Raw genomic sequence first — 21,424 nt, forward strand, 5'->3', positions numbered from 1 at the left:
CTCCGGTGAGGATTAAAAATCCCATCATCGGATAGCCGGCAGAGAGCGGTATAGAACGTTTGTGCACTGGCGCTGATAGGCGGCGGGTGTCAGACGATAAGCGCGCTGGAACCAGCGGCCAAGGTGGCTTTGGTCGGCAAAGCCCACCTGCGCTGCGACCTGCACTGGCTCAACGCCCTGTGCCAGCAGCGCACGCGCGCTACGCAGCCGCAGCCGTACCAGATAAGCGTGCGGCGACTGGCCAAACGTCTGCTTAAACTGGCGCGTCAGGCGGAAACGATCGATGCCGGACAAGCGCGACAGATCGTCCAGCCCGATATCCTGCGCCATAAAATCGTGCAGATAATCACGCAGCAGATGCATCTGCCGCTGGGCGTCACTGAGCTGCACGCCGGGTTTATTTTCCAGATGCCGGGACAGCAGCGTGAGCAGATGATCCAGGCTCTGATCGCGCGCCAGCCGCCCTTCCCGCTGATGCACCGCAAACCATGCCTGCTGAATCGCAGAGGCCAGCTGCGCATCATCGGTGAGCGTGGAGCGAAATGCCCCCTGAATATTCGCCACATCGCCCAGCCCGCGGCGCTGCATCATCTCCGCCACCCAGGGTTGCGGCAGATAAAGCATCACATAGGTGAAACCGGCGGCATCAGGCGCGTGACCATCGTGTACCGCGCCCGGCTCAATCAGAATAGCGCGGCCCGGCGTGCTGGTGTGTAGCGCGCGGTGACAGTTAAAGCGCTGCAGCCCCTGCTGCGTCACGCCGACCAGCAATTCGTCGTGGTCATGCGGATCGTAAGCGTGGCCGCAGAAGTGCGCGTTAACACTTTCGATGCCCGTCTCCTCATCGCGACGGAAATCTACCCAATCGTTAGTAGCTGACATAGCGAATTCGTGACCTCTGACGGCGTATCAGGCATAGCCTAGCAGCCGGAACCACAGATAATCCAGCGGTAACAGCAGCAGCGCGCTCAGCACAAACACCAGCAGGCACAGCTGCAAACCGGCTCTGGCAGGCACATTCCCCAGCCCCATTGCCACCACGATGGGCGACGCCTGATATGGCAGCAACGGGGTGGCGTAGGCAAAAACCTGCAACATCACCACGCTCAGTAGCGGAAAGCCTGAAGCGGCAGCCAGCTCCTGCGCCATCGGCGTAACCATCGCCGGCACGCCGTTGGCGGTGAGCACAAAATTCAGCAGCGTCACCAGCGCATTGAGCACGGCAAAATTACTGAATGACGGCGAGTCATGCAGCGGCAGCAGGTGAAGCAGTGCATTGGCGATGAGCCGCCCCAGGCCAGAGTCCACCACCACCGTGGCGACGCCGAGAATGCCGGCGATATAGATGCAGGTGCGGAAATTGACGCCGCTGGCAAAATCGTCGCCCGAAAGAAAGCCCACACGCGGTAACAAACACAGACACGCCGCGGCCAGCCCGACCCACGCAGCGGATAAGCCGTGCAGGCTGTCGGTCATCCACAGCAGTAACGTGACGGCCAGTAGGGCAATCAGCCGCCATTCGCGCCCGCTGAGCGCCGGCAATGCTTCCCGCGTTGCCACCGGCTGCGGCTGAGCGCGGAACAGCATCGTAATGCAGGCAACCAGCAGAATACCTTTGCCCAGCCCCACCACCGGCATGTGCAGCAGCCACCACGGCAGCCATTGCAAATGCAGCTGGTACGCGCTTTCCGCCGCGCCGCTCAGCACCAGGTTTGGTACGTTGGCGGGCAGAATACTGGCAGAGAGTTGAAAGGTGCCGAAGCCCACCGCCAGCGCCAGCCCAATGCTGCCGCGACTGCCCGGCCGGATACCGGCCCGCTCGCCCAGCGCCAGCACCACCGGCATCAGCAGCGCGATACGTCCCATGTTCGACGGCATCACCAGCGCCAGCAGATAACTCAGCAGCACCGTGCCCGCCACCATCCGCGGCCAGCTCTGGCTGAACGGCACCACCAGCCAGTTGGCCCAGCGTTGGGCAAGGCCCACTTTGCGGATCGCCGCGCCCAGCACAAAACCGCTCAGCACCAGCCAGAAGGCTGAGGAGGCAAAACCGCTGAACACGCTGCTGGCTGGCGCTATCGACAGCAGCATCGCCGCCGCAAAAAACAGCAGCGCGGTAAGATATTCCGGCAACCGCGCCAGCGCCCACAGCAAAATTGTGATGCTGACCACCAGCGTGGTCAGCCAGAATGAGGTATCAATCATCGTGCCTGAACTCCCTTTCTTCGCAACTGCGCACAAAGCGCATCAGCATAGGGCAATCCCTGTCGCAGAACGCTGCGGCAGTTAACAGTTTGTTAACTCGCCAGCTGCGTCAGCCACTTAATCAGCGCCTCGCTGCCGGGCTGACTGCGGGAACGCTGTGGCCAGGCGAGGAAATAGGGTTTGCTCAGCGGCAGGCTGAGCGGATCCACCACCTGTAGCGCGCCGCGCGCCAGTTCGCCGGCAATCAGGCGACGCTGCCCCAGCAGCACACCGGCCCCTGCTACCGCCGCGTCGATCGCCAGTGAAGTGAGATTAAAACTGAATGCTGGCTGGGCCGCCGGCTCCATACTGCCTTTGGCCTGAAACCAGCTGCGCCAGTCGGGCAGAAAGCGTCCCTCATTGCCCCAGTCCAGATGGATCAACGGCGCCTGGCTGAGCAACGATTCGCCCGGGTAACGCTGTATCAGCGCCGGACTGGCGACCGGCAGCACCTCGTCACAGAACAGCCGTTGCTTGTCGAGTTGCGGGTAGCGATCCTCACCAAAGCAGATGACAAAATCTGCCGGTGTGGCGCTGAAATCCACCGGCGCATGAGTGCCGTGCAGGCTGAGATCGCAGCCCGGGCAGTGAGCCCGCCAGGCGGTAATATTCGGCAGCAGCCATTTCGATGCCAGCGCCGGCAATGAATAGAGCGTCAGCTTTGGCATGCTGGCCGCATGGCGCAAATTTTGCTGCCCCAGATGCAGAATGTCGAACGCTTCACTGACGTAGCGCAGATACTCTTTGCCGGTTTCCGTCAGCATCACGCCGCTCTGGGTACGCACAAACAGTGCGCTGCCCAGCTGCGCTTCCAGCTGACGAATTTGCTGGCTGACGGCAGCCGGCGTCAGCGCCAGCTGTGCGGCGGCTTTCGCCAGGCTACCAAGTTCCGCCGCCACTTTGAACGACTGAATCACGCTGATTTTCGGCAAACGCGACGCGGGTGCAGGCATTAAGGTTTCCTTAGCAAGGCGTTAAATATTTATCGTTAGGCATCAACATATCAGGCCGTTACAGTCTCTACACCTGCCAACTCAGAGAACCACCGCGATGTCTGCTTTGATTCGATTTGATTTGCACCCACTGGCCGACGCCGACTGGCGTCGGCACTGTCGCCAGCAGCTGGAGCAACACGGCGCGCTGGTGCTGCGTCAGTTTTTGCAACCGGCTGCGCTGCAGGCGATCGTGGCTGACGGGCTGGCCCAGCGCCATCTGGCTTACCACACCGTCAGCAAGCACAACGTCTATCTGCTGAAGCCGGACGAGGCGTACCGTGCCGATCATCCGCGCAATCGTGACGTGATCAGCACCAAAGGCTGCATCACCGACGATGTGATTGCAGCGGAATCGCCGCTGCGCCAGCTGTACAATGACGAACTGTTTAAACGCTTTCTGTGTGATGTGCTGGACGAAGACGCGCTGTATCCATATGCCGACCCGCTGTCGTCCATCAATCTGCATTACGCACCTGACGGCCAGGAACTCGGCTGGCATTTTGACAACTCCTCTTTCGCCATCACGCTGCTGGTGCAAAAACCGCGCGGCGGCGGTGTATTCGAGTATGTGAAAGATTTGCGCGATGCGGATGCCGGCGAGATGAACTACGACGGCGTCGCCGCCGTGCTCGATCAGCGCCAGCCGGTCGAGGCGCTGGAGATTGATGCCGGTGACCTGGTGCTGTTTCGCGGACGTAATTCGCTGCACCGCGTGACGCCCACCGAAGGCGATGTCACGCGTATGCTGGCGGTGCTGGCCTACAACACCCAGCCCGGTATCGCGCTGTCCGAAACCGCGCGCATGACCTTTTACGGCCGGTTATAAGCCACCAGCGCGCGCCAGCCGCGCAGGAAAATCTGCCGGGTACGAAACGCAGTTAAGGCGCGCCAGTCTTCATCGGCGGGCCAGAACCCCTCCACAAGCTGCTGCTTCAGCGCGCGTCCGGCGTGGCTTGCCGGATCGCCCTGCAGATGCAGCCAGTGATCGTCGCGCACCCGGCGGTGCATCTCCTCACCCGGATAAGTGCCGCACTCCACCACCAATGGCAGTAGCTGCGTGTCAGGCAGCGACGTCAGCAGAAACTGCGAGACATAGCCCGTTGCCGTGGCGGTCACGCCGGTGTCGCTGTCGCGCCCGGCGCCGGTAAACAGCAGCGTCAGCCACTCATCGTATAACGTTTTGCCCCAGTCATGCGCCGGATAGCGCTGTTCAGCAATCGCCAGCAGCATCGGATGGCCCCACGCGCCGGCACCGGTGTGCAGGTCGAAACTCAGGATGACCTGCGCCTGACGCAGATGCTGTTCGACGATGGCGTGCAGCGTTCGGTGCGACCAGGCCGGCTGCTGCCCGCCATAAAACAGGCCGTCTGCTGCCTGATATTGGCCCGCTTCCACTACCCGTTTCAGCGCCGGCCAGCCTGACTGCTGCAGTGTCTCCGCCAGCAGCCGATCGGCATGTGCGCGGTCGCCGTGGTACAGATCGTGCCATAGCGCATAGTGCGGATTAGCGGGTGCGGGCTGGCTGAAATCGATGAAATTCCGGTTGAGATCGATATTGTCTTCATTGACGCGCCGCAGATGCGCAGCGCCCCATGGATTCAGCAGATGGACCAGCACAAGGGCGTAGTCGGGCGGTAACGCGGCGACATCGAAGCTATCAAGCCAGGCGATCTGGCTGTCTGAACCGTAATAGCCCTCCACACCGTGTGTGCCGGAGAGAATCAGCATGCGTTTGGGAGCCGCCGGATCGCCGATCACCGCGACGTCGGTGTACAGCGCGGCCCCGTCGGGCGCGGTCAGCGGATGGCGATAGGCAGTCAGCGCGCCGTGCTGGCGCGTGACAGTGGCCAGGAATCGCGCCCGCTGCCGGGTATAATCAGGGAGTAAAGACATGATTTTCCTGTGCGTAATGAAGGCAAATTGCCCTGCGATTAGGGATAAACCTTAACCTTAAAGTACTTCTGCGCCAGCCGGTCGTAGGTGCCGTTGCTGTGCAGCGCGGCCAGCGCATTGTTAATTAAAGTAAGATTGGCCGTATCGCCTTTACGCAGCCCGATACCCACGCCGTTGCCCAATAATGCTTTATCCACCAGCGTGGCTTTATTGACATAACCCTTGCCTTCCGGCGTGTTGAGAAAGCCCTGCTCGGCCGAAACCGCATTCGCCAGGCTGGCATCGAGTCGACCCGCTACCAGATCCGGGTAGATCTCCATCTGATTCGGATACGAGACCACGTTGACGCCCTGCGGTGCCCATTTCGTTTTGGCGTAGGTTTCCTGAATGGTGCCCTGCGCGACGCCGATATTCTTCCCGCGCAGCGTGCTGATATCCGCCGTCAGCGTGCTGTTGGCAGGCGTCAGCAGCGCGCTGGGCGTGATATACAGCATATCGCTGAACGCCACCTGCTCGCGGCGCTTCTCCGTCATCGACATCGCCGACAGAATGGCGTCAAATTTCTTCGCCTGCAGCGCCGGAATGCTGCCATCAAAGCCAATCTGCACCCACTGACATTTCACTTTGGCCTGCGCACAGATGGCATTGCCCAGATCAATATCAAAACCCTGCAGCGAGCCATCGCTGGCTTTGGATTCGAACGGTGGAAAAGTGGGATCGACGCCAAAACGCAGCGTCTGCTGCGCCGCAGCCAGTTGGCTGAGGGCGCTGAGTGACAACAGTAAGGCAAAAGACCAACGCTTTTTCATGATGCTCTCCGGCAGGCTATCTCACAGGTTTTAACCTTGTAATAACACGATGCCGCTGACGCCACCATCAAAAGCGCGCAAAAATGCAGAGCAAATTCTTATATATGTTAATGAGTTAGAGAAATTTGTCGCGCCATTAAGTTTTACTTAACGCTCTGTCATGATTTTGTCATCAGGGGCTCATGCCGCTGTCAGCCTCGGTTTTCTATGCTAACCCGCGTTATACTGCCCGCCATCAGCAAGCGGCCGCCACTGCCGGGAGATCGCATGAAAATATTGGTGATAGAAGATGAAGCCGGGGCGCGTGATTACATGCGCAAAGGATTGACCGAGGCCGGTTTTATCGTCGACGTGGCGGAAAACGGTCAGGATGGCCTGTTTTATGCGCAGGAGCACCATTACGATCTGATTCTGCTGGATGTGATGATGCCCGGCATCAATGGCTGGGAGGTGATGGCGCAGCTGGATAAGCAATTGCACACGCCGGTGATTTTCCTCACCGCCAAAGGCACGGTGGAAGATCGCATCAAAGGGCTGGAACTGGGTGCCGATGACTATCTGGTCAAACCCTTCTCCTTCGCCGAACTGCTGGCGCGCGTGCGCACCCAATTGCGGCGCGGTAGCCAGCAGAAGCTGCCCGACATCCTGACGCTGGCCGATCTGCAGCTGGATATTGCCCGTCGCCGGGTCGAGCGCGCCGGACAACGCATCGACCTGACCAACAAAGAGTTCAATCTGCTGCATCTGTTTCTGCTGCATCCCGGCGAGGTACTGACGCGCACGGTGATTGCGTCGCGCGTCTGGGATATGAATTTTGACAGCGACACCAACGTAGTGGATGTGGCGGTAAAACGGCTGCGGCAGAAAATTGACGGCCCTTTTACCCGACCATTAATTCATACCGTGCACGGTGTCGGTTATCGCTGCGAAGCTGAAACATGAAACCCCGCTCGCTCGCCGTCCGCCTTTCGCTACTGCTCAGTGCTACGGTGGTGGTCATTTTTACACTCAGCGGCATGGCGCTGTATCACGCACTGGCGAAGCAGATCGGCGTGCGCGATGACGCAGCCCTGCTGACGCGCATCGATCAAATGCGCACGCTGCTGCGCGATGAAGATGCGCTGACGCTGATTCAGCAGAAGCCGCGGCTGTTCGCCAACATGCTGGGCAATACCGAATCGTTGCTGGTGCTGCGCTTTCCCGGCCAGCCGCCGCTGATCGTGATCAACCCCGGCGGGCGTCCGGTGCCAGCCATTACGCCGGTCGCCGCCGATCAGCCGTTAACCCTGCAATCGGTCCATCACCAGCAGGCGGCGGACGGCACACCGTTTATTGCCGCCGCCGCGTTAACGCCAACGCGCGATGGCAGCGGCCAGATCGAAATCATCACCGGTCGCCTGATGAGCGACCGCACGCAGACCCTCACCGGCTATCGCCACCAGATTATCCTGTGCACCGCGCTGGCGGCGCTGCTGGTCGCCGCGATCAGTGTGCTGCTGGTGCGCCGCGGCCTGACGCCGCTGCGCCGGCTGGCAGCGGAAGCCGGGGTGATCGACGTTCGGCGGCTGTCGCATCGCATTGAACTGACCAGTGCGCCAGGCGAGCTGCAACCGCTGCTGGCGGCGCTCAACCAGATGCTGAGCCGGCTGGAGCAAGGTTATCAGCAACTTAGCCAGGTCTCAGCGGACATGGCACACGATCTGCGCACGCCGATTGGCACGCTGCTTGGCCAAACGGAAGTGGCGCTGAACCAGCCGCGCAGCGTCAGCGAGTATCAAACGCTGCTGGGTTCCAATTATGCGGAGCTGGAGCGGCTGGCGAAGATGATTGATAACATGCTGTTTCTCGCCAAAGCCGCAGACGCCAGCCAGGCGCTGGACAGGCAACGCATCGATCTGACACCGCTGGGTGAGCGGTTGAGTGACTATTTTGAGGGTATGGCTGAAGAGCATGGCATGCAGCTTGTCATCTCGCTTCACGGCGAGTTGCACGCCGATCCGCAGTTGTTACAGCGCGCGCTGGCGAATCTGATCGCTAACGCGCTGCATTACGGCACGCGCGACGGCACCATTCACGTCTCCAGCATTCCGCAGCCAGACGCCGTGCTTTTGATGGTGAAAAATCAGGGGCCGACGCTAAGTCAGGCGCAGCAGGCACGCCTGTTTGACCGCTTCTGGCGCGCCGATGCGTCACGCCAGCAGGGCGGCAGCGGACTGGGTCTGTCGATCGTGCGCGGGATCATGCAACTGCATCAGGGCAGTTGCACGGTGAGCAGCGAACACGGCATTACCCGTTTCTGCCTGCGGTTCCCACGTTAAGCGCGCTGGTGCGCAGACACGCACCTGGTTAGCCCCTTTAGATAAAGGTAAAGATTTCGTCCTGCGGCAGACGTGATTTCGGCAGCGTGGCGTTGAAATCTTCCTCACTGCGATAGCCAAGCGAAACCAGAACCACGCTGGTAAAGCCCTGTTCGCGCAGGCCCAGCGCCTGGTCGAGCGCGCGCGCATCGAAACCTTCCATCGGGGTGGCATCAATGCCGAGCATCGCGGCGCCCAGTAACAGTCCGCCCAGCGCCAGATAGACCTGTTTCTCCATCCACTGCGGCACGTCGCGCAGCTCATAACGGTGCATATCCACATAGCTGCGGCGGCTCTTATCCTGACCGGCTTTGGCTTCAGGTTTGGCAAAACGCCCGTCCTTCTCTTCCTGCGCCAGCACATTTTGCAGGTGCGCTTCATCCAGATCGGTGCGCATGCACAGCGCAATCACGTGTGAGGCGTTCAGCACCTTAGGGTTGTTGTAAATGAACGCGCCGCTGGTGGATTGCGCCATCTTTTCCCGCCCTTCCGCAGTCGACGCGACAACAAAGTGCCACGGCTGCGAGTTAACCGATGACGGGCTGTTGCGCAGCAGGTTAAGCAGCGTGTCGATCTCCTGCTGCGGCAGCGTTTTGCCCGCAGAGAAAGCTTTTACGGTGTGACGGCGGGCAACCGCATCATTAAGGGTCATGAGAGTCTCCTGATTGAAGATTGCGCCAGAGCGCAGATAAATAGCAAAGTCGCTACCATAACCGCCCGGGCTGACGGACGGTTAACCTTACGTGTTTTAATGACTTAAAAGCCGCTAAGGACAATCTTGCCGCGTGCGCGACCGCTCTCAATCAGCGCATGCGCTTTACGCAGGTTGGCCGCGCTGATGCTGCCGTGATGCTCGCCAGCGGTGGTCTGCAGGGTTTGATCGTCAATCAGCTGACTCACCTGCTGCAGAATCTGATGCTGGCGCTGCATATCGGCGGTATGGAACAGCGAGCGGGTAAACATCAGTTCCCAGTGCAGCGAGATGGCTTTGCGCTTCAGCGGCACCGCATCCAGTGTTTCCGGATCGTCAATCAGCGCCAGTTTGCCCTGCGGAGCCAGCACATCGATCAACTGCGGATAGTAGCTGTCGGTATGGGTCAGTGAGGCCACGTAGCGCACCTCTTTATGGCCAATCGCTGCCAGCTGCTCACCCAGCGGACGCTGGTGATCGATAACATGATGGGCACCCAGCGAGCGCACCCAGTCGGCGGTTTCCGGGCGAGAGGCGGTACCAATTACCGTCAGTCGGGTCAGTTTGCGCGCCAGCTGCGTCAGCATCGAACCCACGCCGCCGCCCGCGCCGATGATCAGCAATGTGCCTTCGTCGGCAGCATCAATTTCCAGGCGATCGAACAGCAGTTCCCACGCGGTGAGCGACGTCAGCGGCAGCGCGGCGGCATCGGCGTCGCTCAGCGTGCGCGGCTTGAGTCCGGCGATGCGTTCATCCACCAGTCCGTACTCGGCATAGCTGCCAGCGCGCGTGATGTCGCCGGCGTAGTAAACTTCATCGCCGGGCTGAAACAGCGTGACATCGCTGCCCACCGCCTCGACCACGCCCACGGCGTCCCAGCCGAGAATGCGCGGCGTGTCCGTCGGGGCGCCAGCGCGCACTTTGGTATCAACCGGGTTAACCGCAATCGCGCTGATTTTCACCAGCAGATCGCGTGCGCCTGGCTGCGGTTTCGCCACGTCCAGTTCATACAACGCATTTTCATCTGAAATCGGTAAACCGTTTTGGCTATAAACAATCGCTTTCATGCAACAGGCTCCAGGTGAGTGAATATTTTCAGGGTGTTGACAGCAGCATAGCCAGACATCGCGCCGGGAAAAATGCCTGTTGCAGGACAACACTTTCACTCGTAGAGTGAAAATCCCGATAATGGCGAGAACGTCGATGATTCGTTTAGAAGATGTCACCCTGTTTGTGCGCTCTGCCGCGCTGGGCAGCTTTTCCCGCGCAGCGCGCGAAGCCAACCTGCTGCCCGGTCAGGTCAGCGCCGCCATCCAGCGGCTGGAGCGCGATCTGGATCGCCGTCTGTTTGCGCGATCGACGCGCAGCCTGCGTTTAACGGCGGAAGGCGAAAAGTATCTGCCGTTCGCGCAGGAGATGCTGGCGCTAATGCACGCCGGTGCGGAAAGCCTGCAAAGCCACGACGATGCCCTGAGCGGCGAGCTGAAAATCGCTCTGCCATCTGACATCGGCCGCCATATTATTCTGCCACTGCTGACAGAATTTTGCCGGGCGCATCCGGCGCTCGGGCTGCGTCTCTCGTTTTCCGATCAGGTGAGTGACGTGTTCCGCGATCCGGTGGATATCGCCATTCGCTACGGTAAGCTGGAGGACAGCAGCTATGTCGCGCTACCGCTGGCGGAAGAAAACCGCCGTGTGATGGTCGCCGCACCCGATTATCTCGATCGACATGGCCGTCCGGAAAAACTCGAGGATCTGGCACAGCATCACTGTCTGCCGTTTGTCATGGGCGGTCACGTGTATGATAAATGGACTTTTCCGCAGGAAGGGATGCGGCGACAGATTACGGTGAAAAGCCGGCTGCTGTGCGACGACGCTGAAGTGGCGCGCCGCTGGGCAATTGCCGGAATGGGGATTGCTTATAAATCCTGGCTTGATGTCTGCGACGATATCAGACAAGGCCGGCTGGAACGGGTGCTGCCGCAGCTGCCAGGCGAAAGCACGCCGCTGCATTTAATCTGCCCGCATCGCAAACAATTCTCGCCGGCGATTCGCGCTTTACATCAATTACTGCGTGAACATTTACGCACTCTGACGGCGCAAATCTTACCGGCGATTTAATTTCACCGCTGCGTCTCGACGCCATCAGCCACGCAATCCGGGCCAGCCATCAGGTGAATGCCTCTGCGATTTATCTTTAAAATTAAGGACGCGCGGCCGCAAGCAAATGAAATGCTGTGCCTTCTGAACCCGCGCATGAAAACGCAGCCGTCCGGCACCTCTGATAACCGTGGCACAGCATAGTAATCTTATTCTTAACAGGTAATATTTAACGTTACTTCACTGTATTCACGTTAATTATTCAGGACTGATGATGTCTCAACCCAAAGCGATGTCCGTTAATGCTCTCACCCACATTATCCTGTTCTTCCTGGTCATCAACGCGATTGATGTCGTGTATGCGCTGATGCACTGATGGCTTATTGCGCTTTACCGCTGTTTTTGCGAGCCAGATTCGAAAGATGAGATAAATTCCCCGTCACGGATTTTTTAATCCGCGAGCCTTGATAGACTGCAGACGATAAAATAGACTACAGACTATCAAGGATGGCATCGTGTGGCAGGTTGAAGCAACAGATCGGTTTTGGAAATGGTTGCAGGCTCAGGATGAAGCGTTGCGTCTCGATGTGCTTGCCGCCATGAAGCTTCTGGCGCAGGACGGTCCGCACCTCGGCCGCCCTTTCGTTGATACCCTGATGTTATCGCGGGTGCCCAATATGAAAGAGCTACGCGTGCAAAGTAAAGGTCGTCCCATCCGCAGCTTTTTTGTTTTCGATCCGCGCCGCCATGCGATTGTGCTGTGTGCCGGCAACAAACAGGGTAAAAATCAGAAGCGTTTCTATCAGCAGATGCTTCGCATTGCCGAAACCGAATACCATTATCATCTGAACGCAATCGGGGAAACTCATAATGAAAACCTTGGATGAGATGCTGGCGGCGCTGACGCCCGAACAGCAACATCAGGTCGATGAACGCGTCAGCCAGATGCGTCTGGAATACCAGCTTTACCAATTACGTGAGCAGATGCAGCGGACTCAGCGTCAGCAAGCGCAGGCCATGCACATTGCCCAGTCATCTGTGGCGGCGATGGAAGCGCGTGGCGCAGAGTTAAAAATTTCCACGCTGAAGCGCTACATTGAGGCACTGGGTGGAGAGCTGACGCTGGGTGTAAAGATGCCGGGTGGCCAGCATGTCGACTTAATTATCTGACCGTTCAGGCAGAGCGCATTACGCCCTGCCCCAGACTCCGATCAACGGTGCCGACATCTGACCCGCACCGCAGTCAATCAGGAGTTGTTTGGCGTGGCAGCGCTTTCGCTGAACTGCGGTTTTTGCCGCGTAACGGAATAGACCACGTTTTTCGGGCCATTGGTGTCTGTGGTGACATCGACCGCAGGAATGGTCACTTTGCCAAAACCAAACAGTGTTTGCACGTAGCCGCCAATCTGGTGTTTACCGGCCGGAACGCGGAGCTCTTTACTCTCGCCCTTTTGCAGCAGTCCGGCTTCCTGCCCATCCACCGTCACGTACACGGATGAGCCATCGTCGGTGCGCGTCACCAGATGGGAGACATTGATGACGGTCGGTCCGCTGGCAAACGGCGAAGCGCTGTCGTTGTTTTCGACCGGAGCGGAAGCAGTAGCCGGGGCTTCTGCGGCGGCAGCATCAGCGCTGCTGTCGCTGGCAGCATGACGCGCGCAGCCGGTAAGCAGGAGTGTGGCCGTTAACGTGGCCAGTGTGAAACGCGAAAACATCGTGACGAAAAACCTTCTGCTAAATGAGAAGTATTTATTTTAGCGTTACCCGCGCAGTGATAACAGTCACAGAAATCCAGTATTTTCCGAAAACCGGGGATGCGGGTCTCCGTTTGTCCCCCGGCAGCACGCAATGTCAACGCGCGCCGTTCTCCCGGCCCGGGAAAACGGCGCAAGCGGACGAATTACAGTGAATAGCGCGCCAGCGGCGCCACGGTGGTGATCAGCCCGTTGGCTTTCATATATTCACCAAATACCTGATAACGCGCCTGATTGAATTCCGCACTGTGCGTTGCAAAATAAGGCAGCGTCGCCTGCCAGGCCTGATGATTGAGCGGCGTATCCAGTTCAGGATAACGCTTAATGAACGCCTGCCACACCTGTTGCGGGTGAGCGCGCAGCCAGGCGATGCCCGCATCCAGCCCACGCAGAAATGCCGGGATGCGGGGATCGTTTGCCGCCGTGTTGCTGTTGGCCAGAATAATCAACTCATCGTAGGCCGGCACGCCGTAATCTTCCGGTTTAAACGACACCGGCTTTGCGCCTTTGTCCTGCAAATCCAGCAGCTCGTAGTTACGGAAGATGGTCAGCGCGCCGTCAATTTTATGCGTCAGCAGCGCGGAGACGGCGTCCATATTCAGATTTACCAGTTTCACGCTGTTAACGTCGACGCCCTGCGATTTCAGCATATTGCGGATAGCCACATCTTCCGCGCCGGGAATCGCATAGCCAATCGATTTACCGGCGAAATCTTTAATACTGTGGATATCGCCCGATACCGCTGTCAGGGTGTTCAGCGGCTGGTTAATCAGGGTACCAACCCGGATCACCGGCACCTGCTTGTCCACCAGCGTATAGAGCTGCGGCTGATAGCTAATCGCCAGATCCGCTTTACCTGCCGCCAGCAACAGCGGTACCGATGCGGAATCCGCCGGGGCAATCATGTCGACATCCAGCCCCTGCTGTTTAAACGCCCCGCTGTACTGAGCGGCAAAGATCGCCGCGTGGTTAGGGTTAATGAACCAGTCGAGCAGCAGCCGCACCTTTTCGGCTGCCTGCGCGTTGATGGTGGCCAGCAGCAGTAACGAAGCGATGGCACGAAGAAGTCTATTCACTCAAGTTCCTTAGTATGATTGCCAGAGAAATTTTTTACGCACCAGCGCCACGGCCGCTGAGAGCAGCAGCGCCAGGCTCATTAACAGCAGCAGTGCGGCAAAACTGGTGGCCGTTTCCAGCCGCGCGTTGGATTGCATCATCAGGTAGCCTAACCCTTCGCTGGCACCGACCCACTCGCCGATCACCACCCCAATCGGTGCCAGCACCACCGCCATCTGCAGGCCGGCGAAAAACTGCGGCAGCGCAGCCGGCCAGCGTACGCGCCAGAAAATTCGCCAGCGCGAGGGATACAGCGTTTGCGCCAGCTCCAGCCAGCCGGCAGGCGTACGGCATAAACCGTCGAACAGCGACAGGCACAGCGGGAAAAACAAAATCAGCGCCGCCACCACGACTTTTGACGCGATGCCAAAACCCAGCCACAGCACCAGCAGCGGGGCCAGCGCAAATACCGGGATGGTCTGGCTGGCTGTCACCAGCGGAAACAGCACCCGACGCAGTAGCGGGCTGGAGGCCATCAGCACCGCCAGCACCACGCCGCCGCCGACGCCCAGCAGCAGCGCCAGCACAATTTCCGCCAGCGTGAACATTGCGTGATGCGCGAGCAGCTGCCGCTTTTGCCACAGAGCCTCCAGCACCGCCTGCGGTGCCGGCAGCAGAAATGCCGGTACGCCGTTATGCCGCGCCAGCAGCCACACGCCCAGCACCACCGCGATCAGGTAGATACCACTACTCAGCTTTTTCATAGGAATTCAGTCGGGAAAAGAGTTCGGCCTGCGCCTGCAGCAGTCCGGCATCATTGAGCGCGCGCGGCACCGTACCTGCCGGCACAGGCCAGTGCGTCACCTGCAGCGGCTGGCCGTGCAACAGTAGAATGTCATCGGCCATGCGGCAGGCTTCCAGCGGATCGTGCGTCACCAGTAGCACCGTTTTGCCGCGCAGCAGCGTCGCGGTCAGCGTTTGCAGCTGGTGTTTGGTCATGACATCCAGCGTGGCGAACGGCTCATCCATCAGCACCAGCTCGCGCTGCGCATACAGCGTGCGCGCCAGCGCGACCCGCTGCCGCATGCCACCCGAGAGCTGTGAGGGCGCGGCTTGCGCCTCGTCTTCCAGTCCCACCTGCGCCAGCAAATGGTGCGCCCGCACGCGGTCCGGCTTCGCACCGCTTAGACGCGCCGTCAACATCACGTTCTCCAGCACCGTCAGCCACGGATAGAGCAGATCCTGCTGCCCCATCCATGCCACGTGCTGCGCAATACCGCTCAGGCTGCCCTGCTGCGGCTGCACTAAGCCGGCCACCAGACGCAGCAGCGTGCTTTTACCAATGCCGCTGCAGCCCAGCAGCACCGTGGTTTTGCCGCCGCGCAGTTGCAGATTGAGCCGATCGCATAGCTGTTTTTCGCCCCAGGCAAAGCTCACCTGGTCAAAGCGGATGTCCTGCGTCATGGCCGCCGCGCCGCCAGAATTGCCAGGTGGCTAAAGCCGCGCTGCGCCAGTGCGCTGGCCGCCTGCGCTGCCCGGATGCCGCTGGCGCAGACCAGTACGATGCGGCGATCCGCCGGTGGCTGCCAGGCGTCCAGTTCGTGCGGCAATACGCGCTCAACCCGATCGGCCACGCTGGCGGGCGCCTCTTCGCAGCTGCGCAGCTCCACAATGCAGTCTCCGGGTTGTAACAGGTGAGCATCAATAAACGGCACGCCGGGCTGGGCCGGTTCCTGTGCCGCATCAAAGCGGAACGAACGAAAGTGCCAGCTGACGAAGTCACAGTTGACCATGCAGCCGAGCGGTGAGGGTTGCAGCCCGAGCAGTACGCTGAGCGCCATCTGCGCCTGCATCGCCCCCAGCGCCGCCACGGCCGGGCCCATCACGCCAGCGGTGTTGCAGTTAGCCGCGGAGGCAGGCAGCTGCGGAAACAGCGCACGATAACTCGGTGCGCCGCCGCAAAAACCGCCAGCATAGCCCTGACGACCCAGCACCGAGGCGCTGATCAGCGGTATGCCTGCCTGAAAGCAGGCATCAGACAGTTGGTAAGTCACCGCGAAGTTATCGGCGGCATCAATTACCAGATCGCACCCCGTCAGCGCCTGCGCGATATTGCTGGCGCTCAGCGCCTCGGGCACCGCTTCGATTTGCACCTCAGGATTACGCTGCTGCAAAGCCTGCTGCGCCGCCACAGCTTTGCTGCGCCCCACATCCTGCAGGGTGAACAGCGTCTGGCGATGCAGGTTATGCAGCGCGACCTGATCGTCATCGTACAGACACAGCTGACCGACGCCCGCGCCCGTCAGTTGAGGCAGCAGCGTGGCGGCCAGCCCACCGGCACCGGCTACCAGTACGCGGGCGCGAGCCAGTTTCTGCTGCCCGACGACGCCAATTTCCGGCAGCATCATCTGGCGTTGGTAGCGTTCCATTGCGCGCTCCTTAGTTCAGGTTAGCGAGGCCGAAGATCGGCGTTGAGGCCACGGCCATATCACGCTTCTCCATCAGCCCGGCTTCGCGCGCCCCCTGCCCGGCAGCGATCGCCTGGCTGAACGCGCGCGCCATCGCCACCGGATCGCTCGCTTTCGCCACAGCGGTATTGAGCAGGGTGGCATCGAAGCCCATCTCCATCGCCTGCGCTGCCTGTGACGGTGCGCCGATGCCAGCATCAATGATCAGTGGAATATCGCTGAACCAGGCACGCATCGCCCGCAGCCCGTCAATATTTCGCAGTCCCTGGCCGGAGCCGATGGGCGCGCCCCACGGCATCAGCAGTTCACAGCCGGCGGCCAGCAGTTTTTCACCGACAATCAGATCTTCCGTGGTGTAGGGAAACACCTGGAAGCCGTCGGCGCACAAAATGCGTGCCGCTTCGACCAGCGCGAACGGATCGGGCTGCAGCGTGTCGGCATGACCAATCACTTCCAGCTTGATCCACGGCGTGTTAAACAGCTCGCGCGCCATGTGCGCGGTGGTGACGGCCTCTTTGACCGTGTGGCAGCCAGCGGTATTGGGCAGCACGCGCACATTCAGGCCTGTCAGCAGCTCGCGAAAAGCCGCGCCCGCCGTGCCTTCGCGGCGCAGGCTGACAGTGATAATTTCACTGCCGGATGCGGCGATCGCCTGCTGCAAAATCGCCGGTGAAGGGTAGCCTGCAGTGCCGAGCAGCAAGCGTGACTGCGGTGTAAAATCGTAGAACATCGCTCAGCCTCCCTGCATCGGTGACAGGACTTCCAGCTGCCAGCCTTCCTGCAACTGCAGGCTGGCATACTGACTTTTCGGCACAAAATCGCCATTGCAGGCGGTGGCAACACAGGCCGCATCGATTTGCTGTTCGATCAGCAATTCGCTGAGGCTGGTGGCCTCAGTGCTGATGGTGCGGCCGTTAAGCTGAATATTCATGGCTAACCTCCCCGGACAGGCGCTGCATCAGCTGTTCTGCCATCATTGGTGCCAGCAGAAAACCGTGACGATACATGCCGTTAAGATAAAAAATACCGTTGTGATAGTGGATTTCCGGCAGATTAGCCGGCCATGCCGGACGCAGACCGCTGCCGCTTTCGATGACGCGCGCTTCCGCCAGCGCCGGATGCAGGGCGTAGGCCGCGCTGAGCAGTTCCATCATGGCGCGCGCGCTGATAGCGCTGGCATCGTCGCTTTCGATCATGGTGGCGCCGAGCATGAAGTGGCCGTCGCGACGCGGCACCAGATAACAGGGAAAACGCGGATGGAGCAGACGAATCGGCCGGGAAAATGACACCTCATGACTCTGCAGGATCAGCATTTCCCCGCGCACCGCGCGCAGGCCGGAGAGTTGCGCTCTGGCATGGATACCGCGACAGTCGATGATCTGGCCCGATGGCTGGCGCGCATCAAAGCGGACGCCGCGCTGCAGCAGTTTGTCACGCAGTTCAGCCAGCGCACGGCGCGGATCGAGATGTGCTTCGCGCGGGAAAAACAGTCCGCGCGCAAACCGGTTTTCCAGCGCCGGTTCAAGCGACGCCGGATCAACCCATTGATGCGCCGTCGTCATGCGCGCGAAGCGGTTTAACTCCGGGTTATCACGCGGCGGTGCCAGCACTAACGTACCCTGATGCACCACGCTGCTGACGCGCGTTTGCCACCAGGCCGCAGCATGCTGGCCGCGGGTAATTACGTCGGCTGGCGCGCTTTCAGCTTCACACCACGGCGCCAGCATGCCACCGGCAAACCACGAGGCAGGCTGACGCGCTTCATCGTCAATGACCTCGACGGTTTCTCCGCGCTCAGCCAGCAGCGTGGCGACACAAAGCCCGGACACGCCGCTACCGAGCACGCTCCAGCGGCTCATGAACAACGTTCCGGTAAATAATCTGGGAAATTCACATCGGCCTCTCAGTGATAACTGAGACCCGCAGATACAGGTGAAGGGAATCGACGCCAGCGATCGGGCTCGCCTTTGCGCCAGACGGCTTTGCACATGAAGCCGTCAGTCTTCCTACGCCAGTATCAACTGGGTCAGGTTCAAAGGGTCGCTAAGCCGCGCAGTGCGCTATTAGCCTCTCAGTCTCTCAGGCGAGACTCCCCCGACGCGTCTATTTGTATTGCAGGCGCTGGCTGGCGTCAAGCAGCACGTTAACCGCGCTGCCGCGTTGTGGATCAAAATTGCAACATATGGTATACCAGACGGATAGCGGGCAGATGATAAAAAAGACTTTTTTATTATTCACTTATAAATTTTTCAGCTAATCATGGAAGCATTATGAATAAGTTTCGTGTGGCTTTTATTAAAGCAGGATGGCATCAGGCGATCGTGAACAACGCGCTGGTGGGATTTGAGCAGGAACTGACCGAACAAGGCGTCGAAAATACATTAACAAGCTACGATGTACCCGGCGCGTTTGAAATGCCGCTGCTGGCCAAACGCCTGGCCGAAACCGGCAAATTTGATGCGATTGTCTGCGCTGCGCTGGTGGTCGACGGTGGCATCTATCGCCATGACTTTGTCGCGCAGGCCGTCGTCGATGGCCTGATGAATGTGCAGCTCGCCACCAATGTTCCGGTGTTTTCGGTATCACTCACTCCGCACAATTTTCAGCCGGTCGATGCGATTGAAGCGTTTTATACCGAACATTTTATTAAAAAAGGCAAAGAAGCCGCCCGCGCCGCTCTGATGATTCATCAGCTACAGATCGATTAATATCTTTTAAGCGGTAGCGGTAATAATTGATGGCCGGACTAAATAAAGAAATTTCTGGTCGATGAATATTTCAACGCGGGGCTATTGACGGCGGGTTATGAAGTGAAATGATTTCGCCAGCATTCCTGCTGGCGAAATCCTGAGTAGCGGTGAAATTAACGGCTGACTTCGTGACCAATCAGGCCGCCGATAGCCGCGCCGCCGAGGGTACCGAAGGTGCTGCCGCCGGTCAGAACGGCGCCGCCCACCGCACCTACACCAGCGCCAATGGCGGTGTTGCGGCCACGATGAGACATGCCACAAGCCGTTACAGAAAAGGCTAAAACCAATACCACTGCGATATTAAAGCTGCGTTTTAAAACCATCAAAATCCTCATTACCATTAATTATAATGGAATGTAATAGTGTTAACTTTGTTTGTTGTTTAGCCGCCAAATACCTGGCGTAGCGTGCTTATCCTGGAGGCAAATTTAAGGGGCTTTGCATTTTTGTGGAAGGTAAAAATTCCTATTTTATGCCGGACCTGCCAGGTGCTGGTTATTATTCGTACCTTAAGCCAAATAAAAAGGCATGGCGTGAAGGTTCACGCCATGCCTCGATGACTTACCGCGCAATGAATTAACGCTGCGGATGATTAACTTCGACTGGTCGTAAATCAAACACCAGCACTTCAGCATTGTTACCGTTAGCGAACTGCAGCGCCGTCTCATTGCGTACGCGCGCGCCGTCGCCGGCTTTAAAGCTTACGCCATTCACTTCAATGCTGCCGCGCGCCACGTGAATATAAGCATAGCGATCGTTAGCCAGTTCCAGCGTCTGCTGCTCGGCACCGTCAAACAGTCCCGCGTAAATACGCATATCCTGACGTACGCGCAGCGAGCCGTTGTCGCCTTGTGGCGAAACAATCAGGCGCAGCTGACCGCGTTTGTCGGCTTCTGCCACTGACACCTGCTGGTAACCTGGCTCGGTACCGCGTTCTGCCGGCACAATCCAGATCTGCAGGAAGTGCACATTATCCTGTTTCGAATGGTTAAACTCGCTGTGCGTCACGCCGCTGCCGGCGCTCATCAGCTGCACGTCACCGGGCACGATAACCGAACCGGTACCCATGGAATCTTTATGCTCCAGCGCGCCTTCCAGCACGTAGGAAATAATCTCCATGTTGTTGTGCGGATGCGCACCGAAACCGCGACCCGGTGCTACCTGATCATCGTTAATCACCAGCAGATCGGAGAAACCGGTCTGTTGTGGGTCCCAGTAGCTGGCAAACGAAAAAGTATGGCGTGAATGCAGCCAGCCGTGATCGCCTAAGCCACGTTGTTCGGACAGTCGTTGTTCAATCATGGTCTGCTCCTTAAATTTTTAGCTGGAGGGCGAAGGCCCTTCCCGTTGCTGACCAGTATACGTAAACTGATTTGCCCAACAATGCGCCTGGATGACAATGACTGTCACAGATAAGTGGACAATATGCAGATTGAAGATCTCCGGATTTACGTCGCCGTAATCAAAGCGGGCAACTTTACCGCTGCGGCTGAACAGCTGATGCTCTCCAAGCAGTACGTCAGCCGACGCATCGCCGCGCTGGAAGAGTCGCTCGGGGCGCGTTTGCTGAATCGCAATACGCGCAAACTTTCCGTTACCGACAACGGCCAGCTGTTTGCCCAGCATGCGCAGCGCATTCTGGATGATGTGCAGGAAGCCGAACTGGCGGTGTCTGGTCGTCGTCAGGTGCTGCGCGGCAGTTTTCGTCTCAGCGTGCCGATGTCGTTCGGCATCAGCCATCTTTCCCCTTATATCGCCGAATTCCTGAGCCAGCATCCCGGTATCCAGTTCCAGGTGGAACTGGCCGATCGGCATGTGGATATGGTGGGTGAAGGTTTTGATATGGCGATCCGCATTGGCACGCTGCCGGACTCGAGCCTGATCGCTAAACGGCTGGGGGAATTCCGCCGCGTAATCTGTGCCAGCCCGACCTACCTGCAGGGTGCTGGCGCACCGCGTGAGCCGGAGGATCTGCTGCAGCATCTCTGCCTGCGCTATGGACGTGAAAGCCAGACCGGCTGGGAGCTGTTTCAGGGCGACACGCGCAAAGTACTGGCGGTCCAGGGACCGATGGTCAGCAACAACGGAGAAATGCTGCGTGATACGGCCGTCGCCGGGCTGGGGCTGATCCTGCTGCCGGAGTTTATCGTGGCTCCGGCGCTGGCGCGAGGTGAGCTGGTGACGGTACTGGATGACTGGCATCCGGCCTCGCTGCACCTGTATGCGCTGTATCCGCAGCATCGCCAGCGCAGCGAGATCAATCGGGTATTCATGACGTTCCTGCAGGCAAAGCTGGCAGGCAAATGA

24 protein-coding genes, 1 pseudogene and 1 riboswitch are annotated in these 21,424 nt (G+C 59.1%); of the genes and pseudogenes, 8 read left to right on the top strand and 17 right to left on the bottom strand.

The annotated features are described in order from the left end of the window. Window positions 1–24: 24 nt before the first annotated feature. The 3 genes from AC6I7J_RS21600 to AC6I7J_RS21610 all read right to left on the bottom strand — a co-directional run bounded on the left by AC6I7J_RS21600 (window position 25) and on the right by AC6I7J_RS21610 (window position 3,197). On the bottom strand, window positions 25–882 hold the full coding sequence (locus AC6I7J_RS21600; RefSeq protein WP_058781077.1) for an AraC family transcriptional regulator: 858 nt from the start codon (window positions 880–882) through the stop codon (window positions 25–27). 27 nt (window positions 883–909) lie between these two features. Further along, a complete protein-coding gene (locus AC6I7J_RS21605) occupies window positions 910–2,205 on the bottom strand; it encodes an SLC13 family permease (RefSeq protein ID WP_459747722.1) in 1,296 nt (431 codons plus the stop codon). Window positions 2,206–2,297: 92 nt separating this feature from the next. After that, window positions 2,298–3,197, bottom strand: coding sequence for a LysR substrate-binding domain-containing protein (locus AC6I7J_RS21610; RefSeq protein ID WP_481658255.1), 900 nt, complete (start codon window positions 3,195–3,197; stop codon window positions 2,298–2,300). Window positions 3,198–3,294: 97 nt separating this feature from the next. Between AC6I7J_RS21610 and AC6I7J_RS21615 the strand changes: the two genes are divergently transcribed. Beyond that, complete coding sequence (locus AC6I7J_RS21615) at window positions 3,295–4,065, top strand: HalD/BesD family halogenase (protein WP_088517383.1); 771 nt, start codon at window positions 3,295–3,297, stop codon at window positions 4,063–4,065. Here the strand turns inward: AC6I7J_RS21615 and AC6I7J_RS21620 are convergent. Next, window positions 4,050–5,132 carry a DUF2817 domain-containing protein gene (locus AC6I7J_RS21620; protein WP_498007322.1) on the bottom strand — a complete coding sequence of 361 codons (1,083 nt, stop codon included), beginning with the start codon at window positions 5,130–5,132 and terminating at the stop codon, window positions 4,050–4,052. The genes AC6I7J_RS21615 and AC6I7J_RS21620 overlap by 16 nt on opposite strands. A gap of 38 nt (window positions 5,133–5,170) precedes the next feature. Continuing rightward, entirely contained in the window at window positions 5,171–5,941 is a 771-nt protein-coding gene (locus AC6I7J_RS21625; protein ID WP_021508935.1) for a transporter substrate-binding domain-containing protein, read from the bottom strand. 267 nt (window positions 5,942–6,208) lie between these two features. Between AC6I7J_RS21625 and AC6I7J_RS21630 the strand changes: the two genes are divergently transcribed. Further along, window positions 6,209–6,883 (top strand): heavy metal response regulator transcription factor, encoded by a 675-nt coding sequence (locus AC6I7J_RS21630; RefSeq protein WP_059009258.1) that lies wholly within the window; start codon window positions 6,209–6,211, stop codon window positions 6,881–6,883. Then, window positions 6,880–8,259: a heavy metal sensor histidine kinase gene (locus tag AC6I7J_RS21635; protein WP_498007323.1), complete on the top strand. Its 1,380-nt coding sequence runs from the start codon at window positions 6,880–6,882 to the stop codon at window positions 8,257–8,259. The genes AC6I7J_RS21630 and AC6I7J_RS21635 overlap by 4 nt, the downstream gene beginning before the upstream one ends. A 37-nt stretch (window positions 8,260–8,296) precedes the next feature. On the opposite strand, the gene nfsB is transcribed toward AC6I7J_RS21635, so the two are convergent. Then, window positions 8,297–8,950 carry an oxygen-insensitive NAD(P)H nitroreductase gene (gene nfsB / locus AC6I7J_RS21640; RefSeq protein ID WP_058770319.1) on the bottom strand — a complete coding sequence of 218 codons (654 nt, stop codon included), beginning with the start codon at window positions 8,948–8,950 and terminating at the stop codon, window positions 8,297–8,299. 104 nt (window positions 8,951–9,054) lie between these two features. After that, window positions 9,055–10,056 (bottom strand): zinc-binding alcohol dehydrogenase family protein, encoded by a 1,002-nt coding sequence (locus tag AC6I7J_RS21645; RefSeq protein WP_021508931.1) that lies wholly within the window; start codon window positions 10,054–10,056, stop codon window positions 9,055–9,057. 136 nt (window positions 10,057–10,192) lie between these two features. Between AC6I7J_RS21645 and AC6I7J_RS21650 the strand changes: the two genes are divergently transcribed. From AC6I7J_RS21650 to AC6I7J_RS21660, 3 genes are all read left to right on the top strand, one after another. Then, window positions 10,193–11,110: a LysR family transcriptional regulator gene (locus AC6I7J_RS21650; RefSeq protein WP_498007324.1), complete on the top strand. Its 918-nt coding sequence runs from the start codon at window positions 10,193–10,195 to the stop codon at window positions 11,108–11,110. A 494-nt stretch (window positions 11,111–11,604) separates the two neighbouring features. After that, on the top strand, window positions 11,605–11,976 hold the full coding sequence (locus AC6I7J_RS21655; RefSeq protein WP_088517388.1) for a type II toxin-antitoxin system RelE/ParE family toxin: 372 nt from the start codon (window positions 11,605–11,607) through the stop codon (window positions 11,974–11,976). Beyond that, window positions 11,960–12,259: a helix-turn-helix domain-containing protein gene (locus AC6I7J_RS21660; RefSeq protein WP_021508926.1), complete on the top strand. Its 300-nt coding sequence runs from the start codon at window positions 11,960–11,962 to the stop codon at window positions 12,257–12,259. The genes AC6I7J_RS21655 and AC6I7J_RS21660 overlap by 17 nt, the downstream gene beginning before the upstream one ends. 77 nt (window positions 12,260–12,336) lie before the next feature. Here the strand turns inward: AC6I7J_RS21660 and AC6I7J_RS21665 are convergent, their stop codons facing one another. The 8 genes and pseudogenes from AC6I7J_RS21665 to AC6I7J_RS21700 form a co-directional block, all read right to left on the bottom strand. Next, entirely contained in the window at window positions 12,337–12,804 is a 468-nt protein-coding gene (locus AC6I7J_RS21665) for a hypothetical protein (protein ID WP_058759022.1), read from the bottom strand. Window positions 12,805–12,989: 185 nt separating this feature from the next. Beyond that, window positions 12,990–13,919 (bottom strand): ABC transporter substrate-binding protein, encoded by a 930-nt coding sequence (locus AC6I7J_RS21670; protein WP_498007325.1) that lies wholly within the window; start codon window positions 13,917–13,919, stop codon window positions 12,990–12,992. 9 nt (window positions 13,920–13,928) lie between these two features. After that, on the bottom strand, window positions 13,929–14,663 hold the full coding sequence (locus AC6I7J_RS21675; RefSeq protein WP_058776076.1) for an ABC transporter permease: 735 nt from the start codon (window positions 14,661–14,663) through the stop codon (window positions 13,929–13,931). Then, window positions 14,647–15,282: pseudogene (locus AC6I7J_RS21680) on the bottom strand (ABC transporter ATP-binding protein); the annotation flags it as partial. The gene AC6I7J_RS21675 and the pseudogene AC6I7J_RS21680, both read right to left, overlap by 17 nt. 77 nt (window positions 15,283–15,359) lie before the next feature. Next, a complete protein-coding gene (locus AC6I7J_RS21685; protein WP_498007326.1) occupies window positions 15,360–16,328 on the bottom strand; it encodes a HesA/MoeB/ThiF family protein in 969 nt (322 codons plus the stop codon). Between the two features lie 10 nt (window positions 16,329–16,338). After that, window positions 16,339–17,097, bottom strand: coding sequence for a thiazole synthase (locus tag AC6I7J_RS21690; RefSeq protein ID WP_498007327.1), 759 nt, complete (start codon window positions 17,095–17,097; stop codon window positions 16,339–16,341). A gap of 3 nt (window positions 17,098–17,100) precedes the next feature. Continuing rightward, window positions 17,101–17,298 carry a sulfur carrier protein ThiS gene (thiS, locus tag AC6I7J_RS21695; RefSeq protein ID WP_010615679.1) on the bottom strand — a complete coding sequence of 66 codons (198 nt, stop codon included), beginning with the start codon at window positions 17,296–17,298 and terminating at the stop codon, window positions 17,101–17,103. Continuing rightward, window positions 17,282–18,226: an FAD-dependent oxidoreductase gene (locus tag AC6I7J_RS21700; protein WP_498007328.1), complete on the bottom strand. Its 945-nt coding sequence runs from the start codon at window positions 18,224–18,226 to the stop codon at window positions 17,282–17,284. Before AC6I7J_RS21700 ends, thiS begins: the two co-directional genes overlap by 17 nt. 127 nt (window positions 18,227–18,353) lie before the next feature. Next, a riboswitch (TPP riboswitch) is annotated at window positions 18,354–18,473 on the bottom strand. Window positions 18,474–18,637: 164 nt separating this feature from the next. On the opposite strand from AC6I7J_RS21700, the gene AC6I7J_RS21705 reads away from it, so the two are divergent. After that, window positions 18,638–19,075: a 6,7-dimethyl-8-ribityllumazine synthase gene (locus AC6I7J_RS21705; protein WP_264251852.1), complete on the top strand. Its 438-nt coding sequence runs from the start codon at window positions 18,638–18,640 to the stop codon at window positions 19,073–19,075. A 155-nt stretch (window positions 19,076–19,230) separates the two neighbouring features. Here AC6I7J_RS21705 and AC6I7J_RS21710 read toward each other — a convergent pair whose 3' ends face one another. Both AC6I7J_RS21710 and AC6I7J_RS21715 read right to left on the bottom strand, forming a co-directional pair. After that, window positions 19,231–19,440 (bottom strand): YMGG-like glycine zipper-containing protein, encoded by a 210-nt coding sequence (locus AC6I7J_RS21710; RefSeq protein WP_031279978.1) that lies wholly within the window; start codon window positions 19,438–19,440, stop codon window positions 19,231–19,233. 253 nt (window positions 19,441–19,693) lie between these two features. Continuing rightward, the gene (locus tag AC6I7J_RS21715; protein WP_021508917.1) at window positions 19,694–20,419 is read right to left on the bottom strand and encodes a pirin family protein; all 726 of its coding nucleotides are present in this window, start codon (window positions 20,417–20,419) and stop codon (window positions 19,694–19,696) included. A gap of 123 nt (window positions 20,420–20,542) precedes the next feature. On the opposite strand from AC6I7J_RS21715, the gene AC6I7J_RS21720 reads away from it, so the two are divergent. Further along, window positions 20,543–21,424, top strand: a complete 882-nt coding sequence (locus tag AC6I7J_RS21720; protein WP_498007329.1) for a LysR family transcriptional regulator — start codon at window positions 20,543–20,545, stop codon at window positions 21,422–21,424.

Source organism: Type-C symbiont of Plautia stali (genome assembly GCF_059730935.1).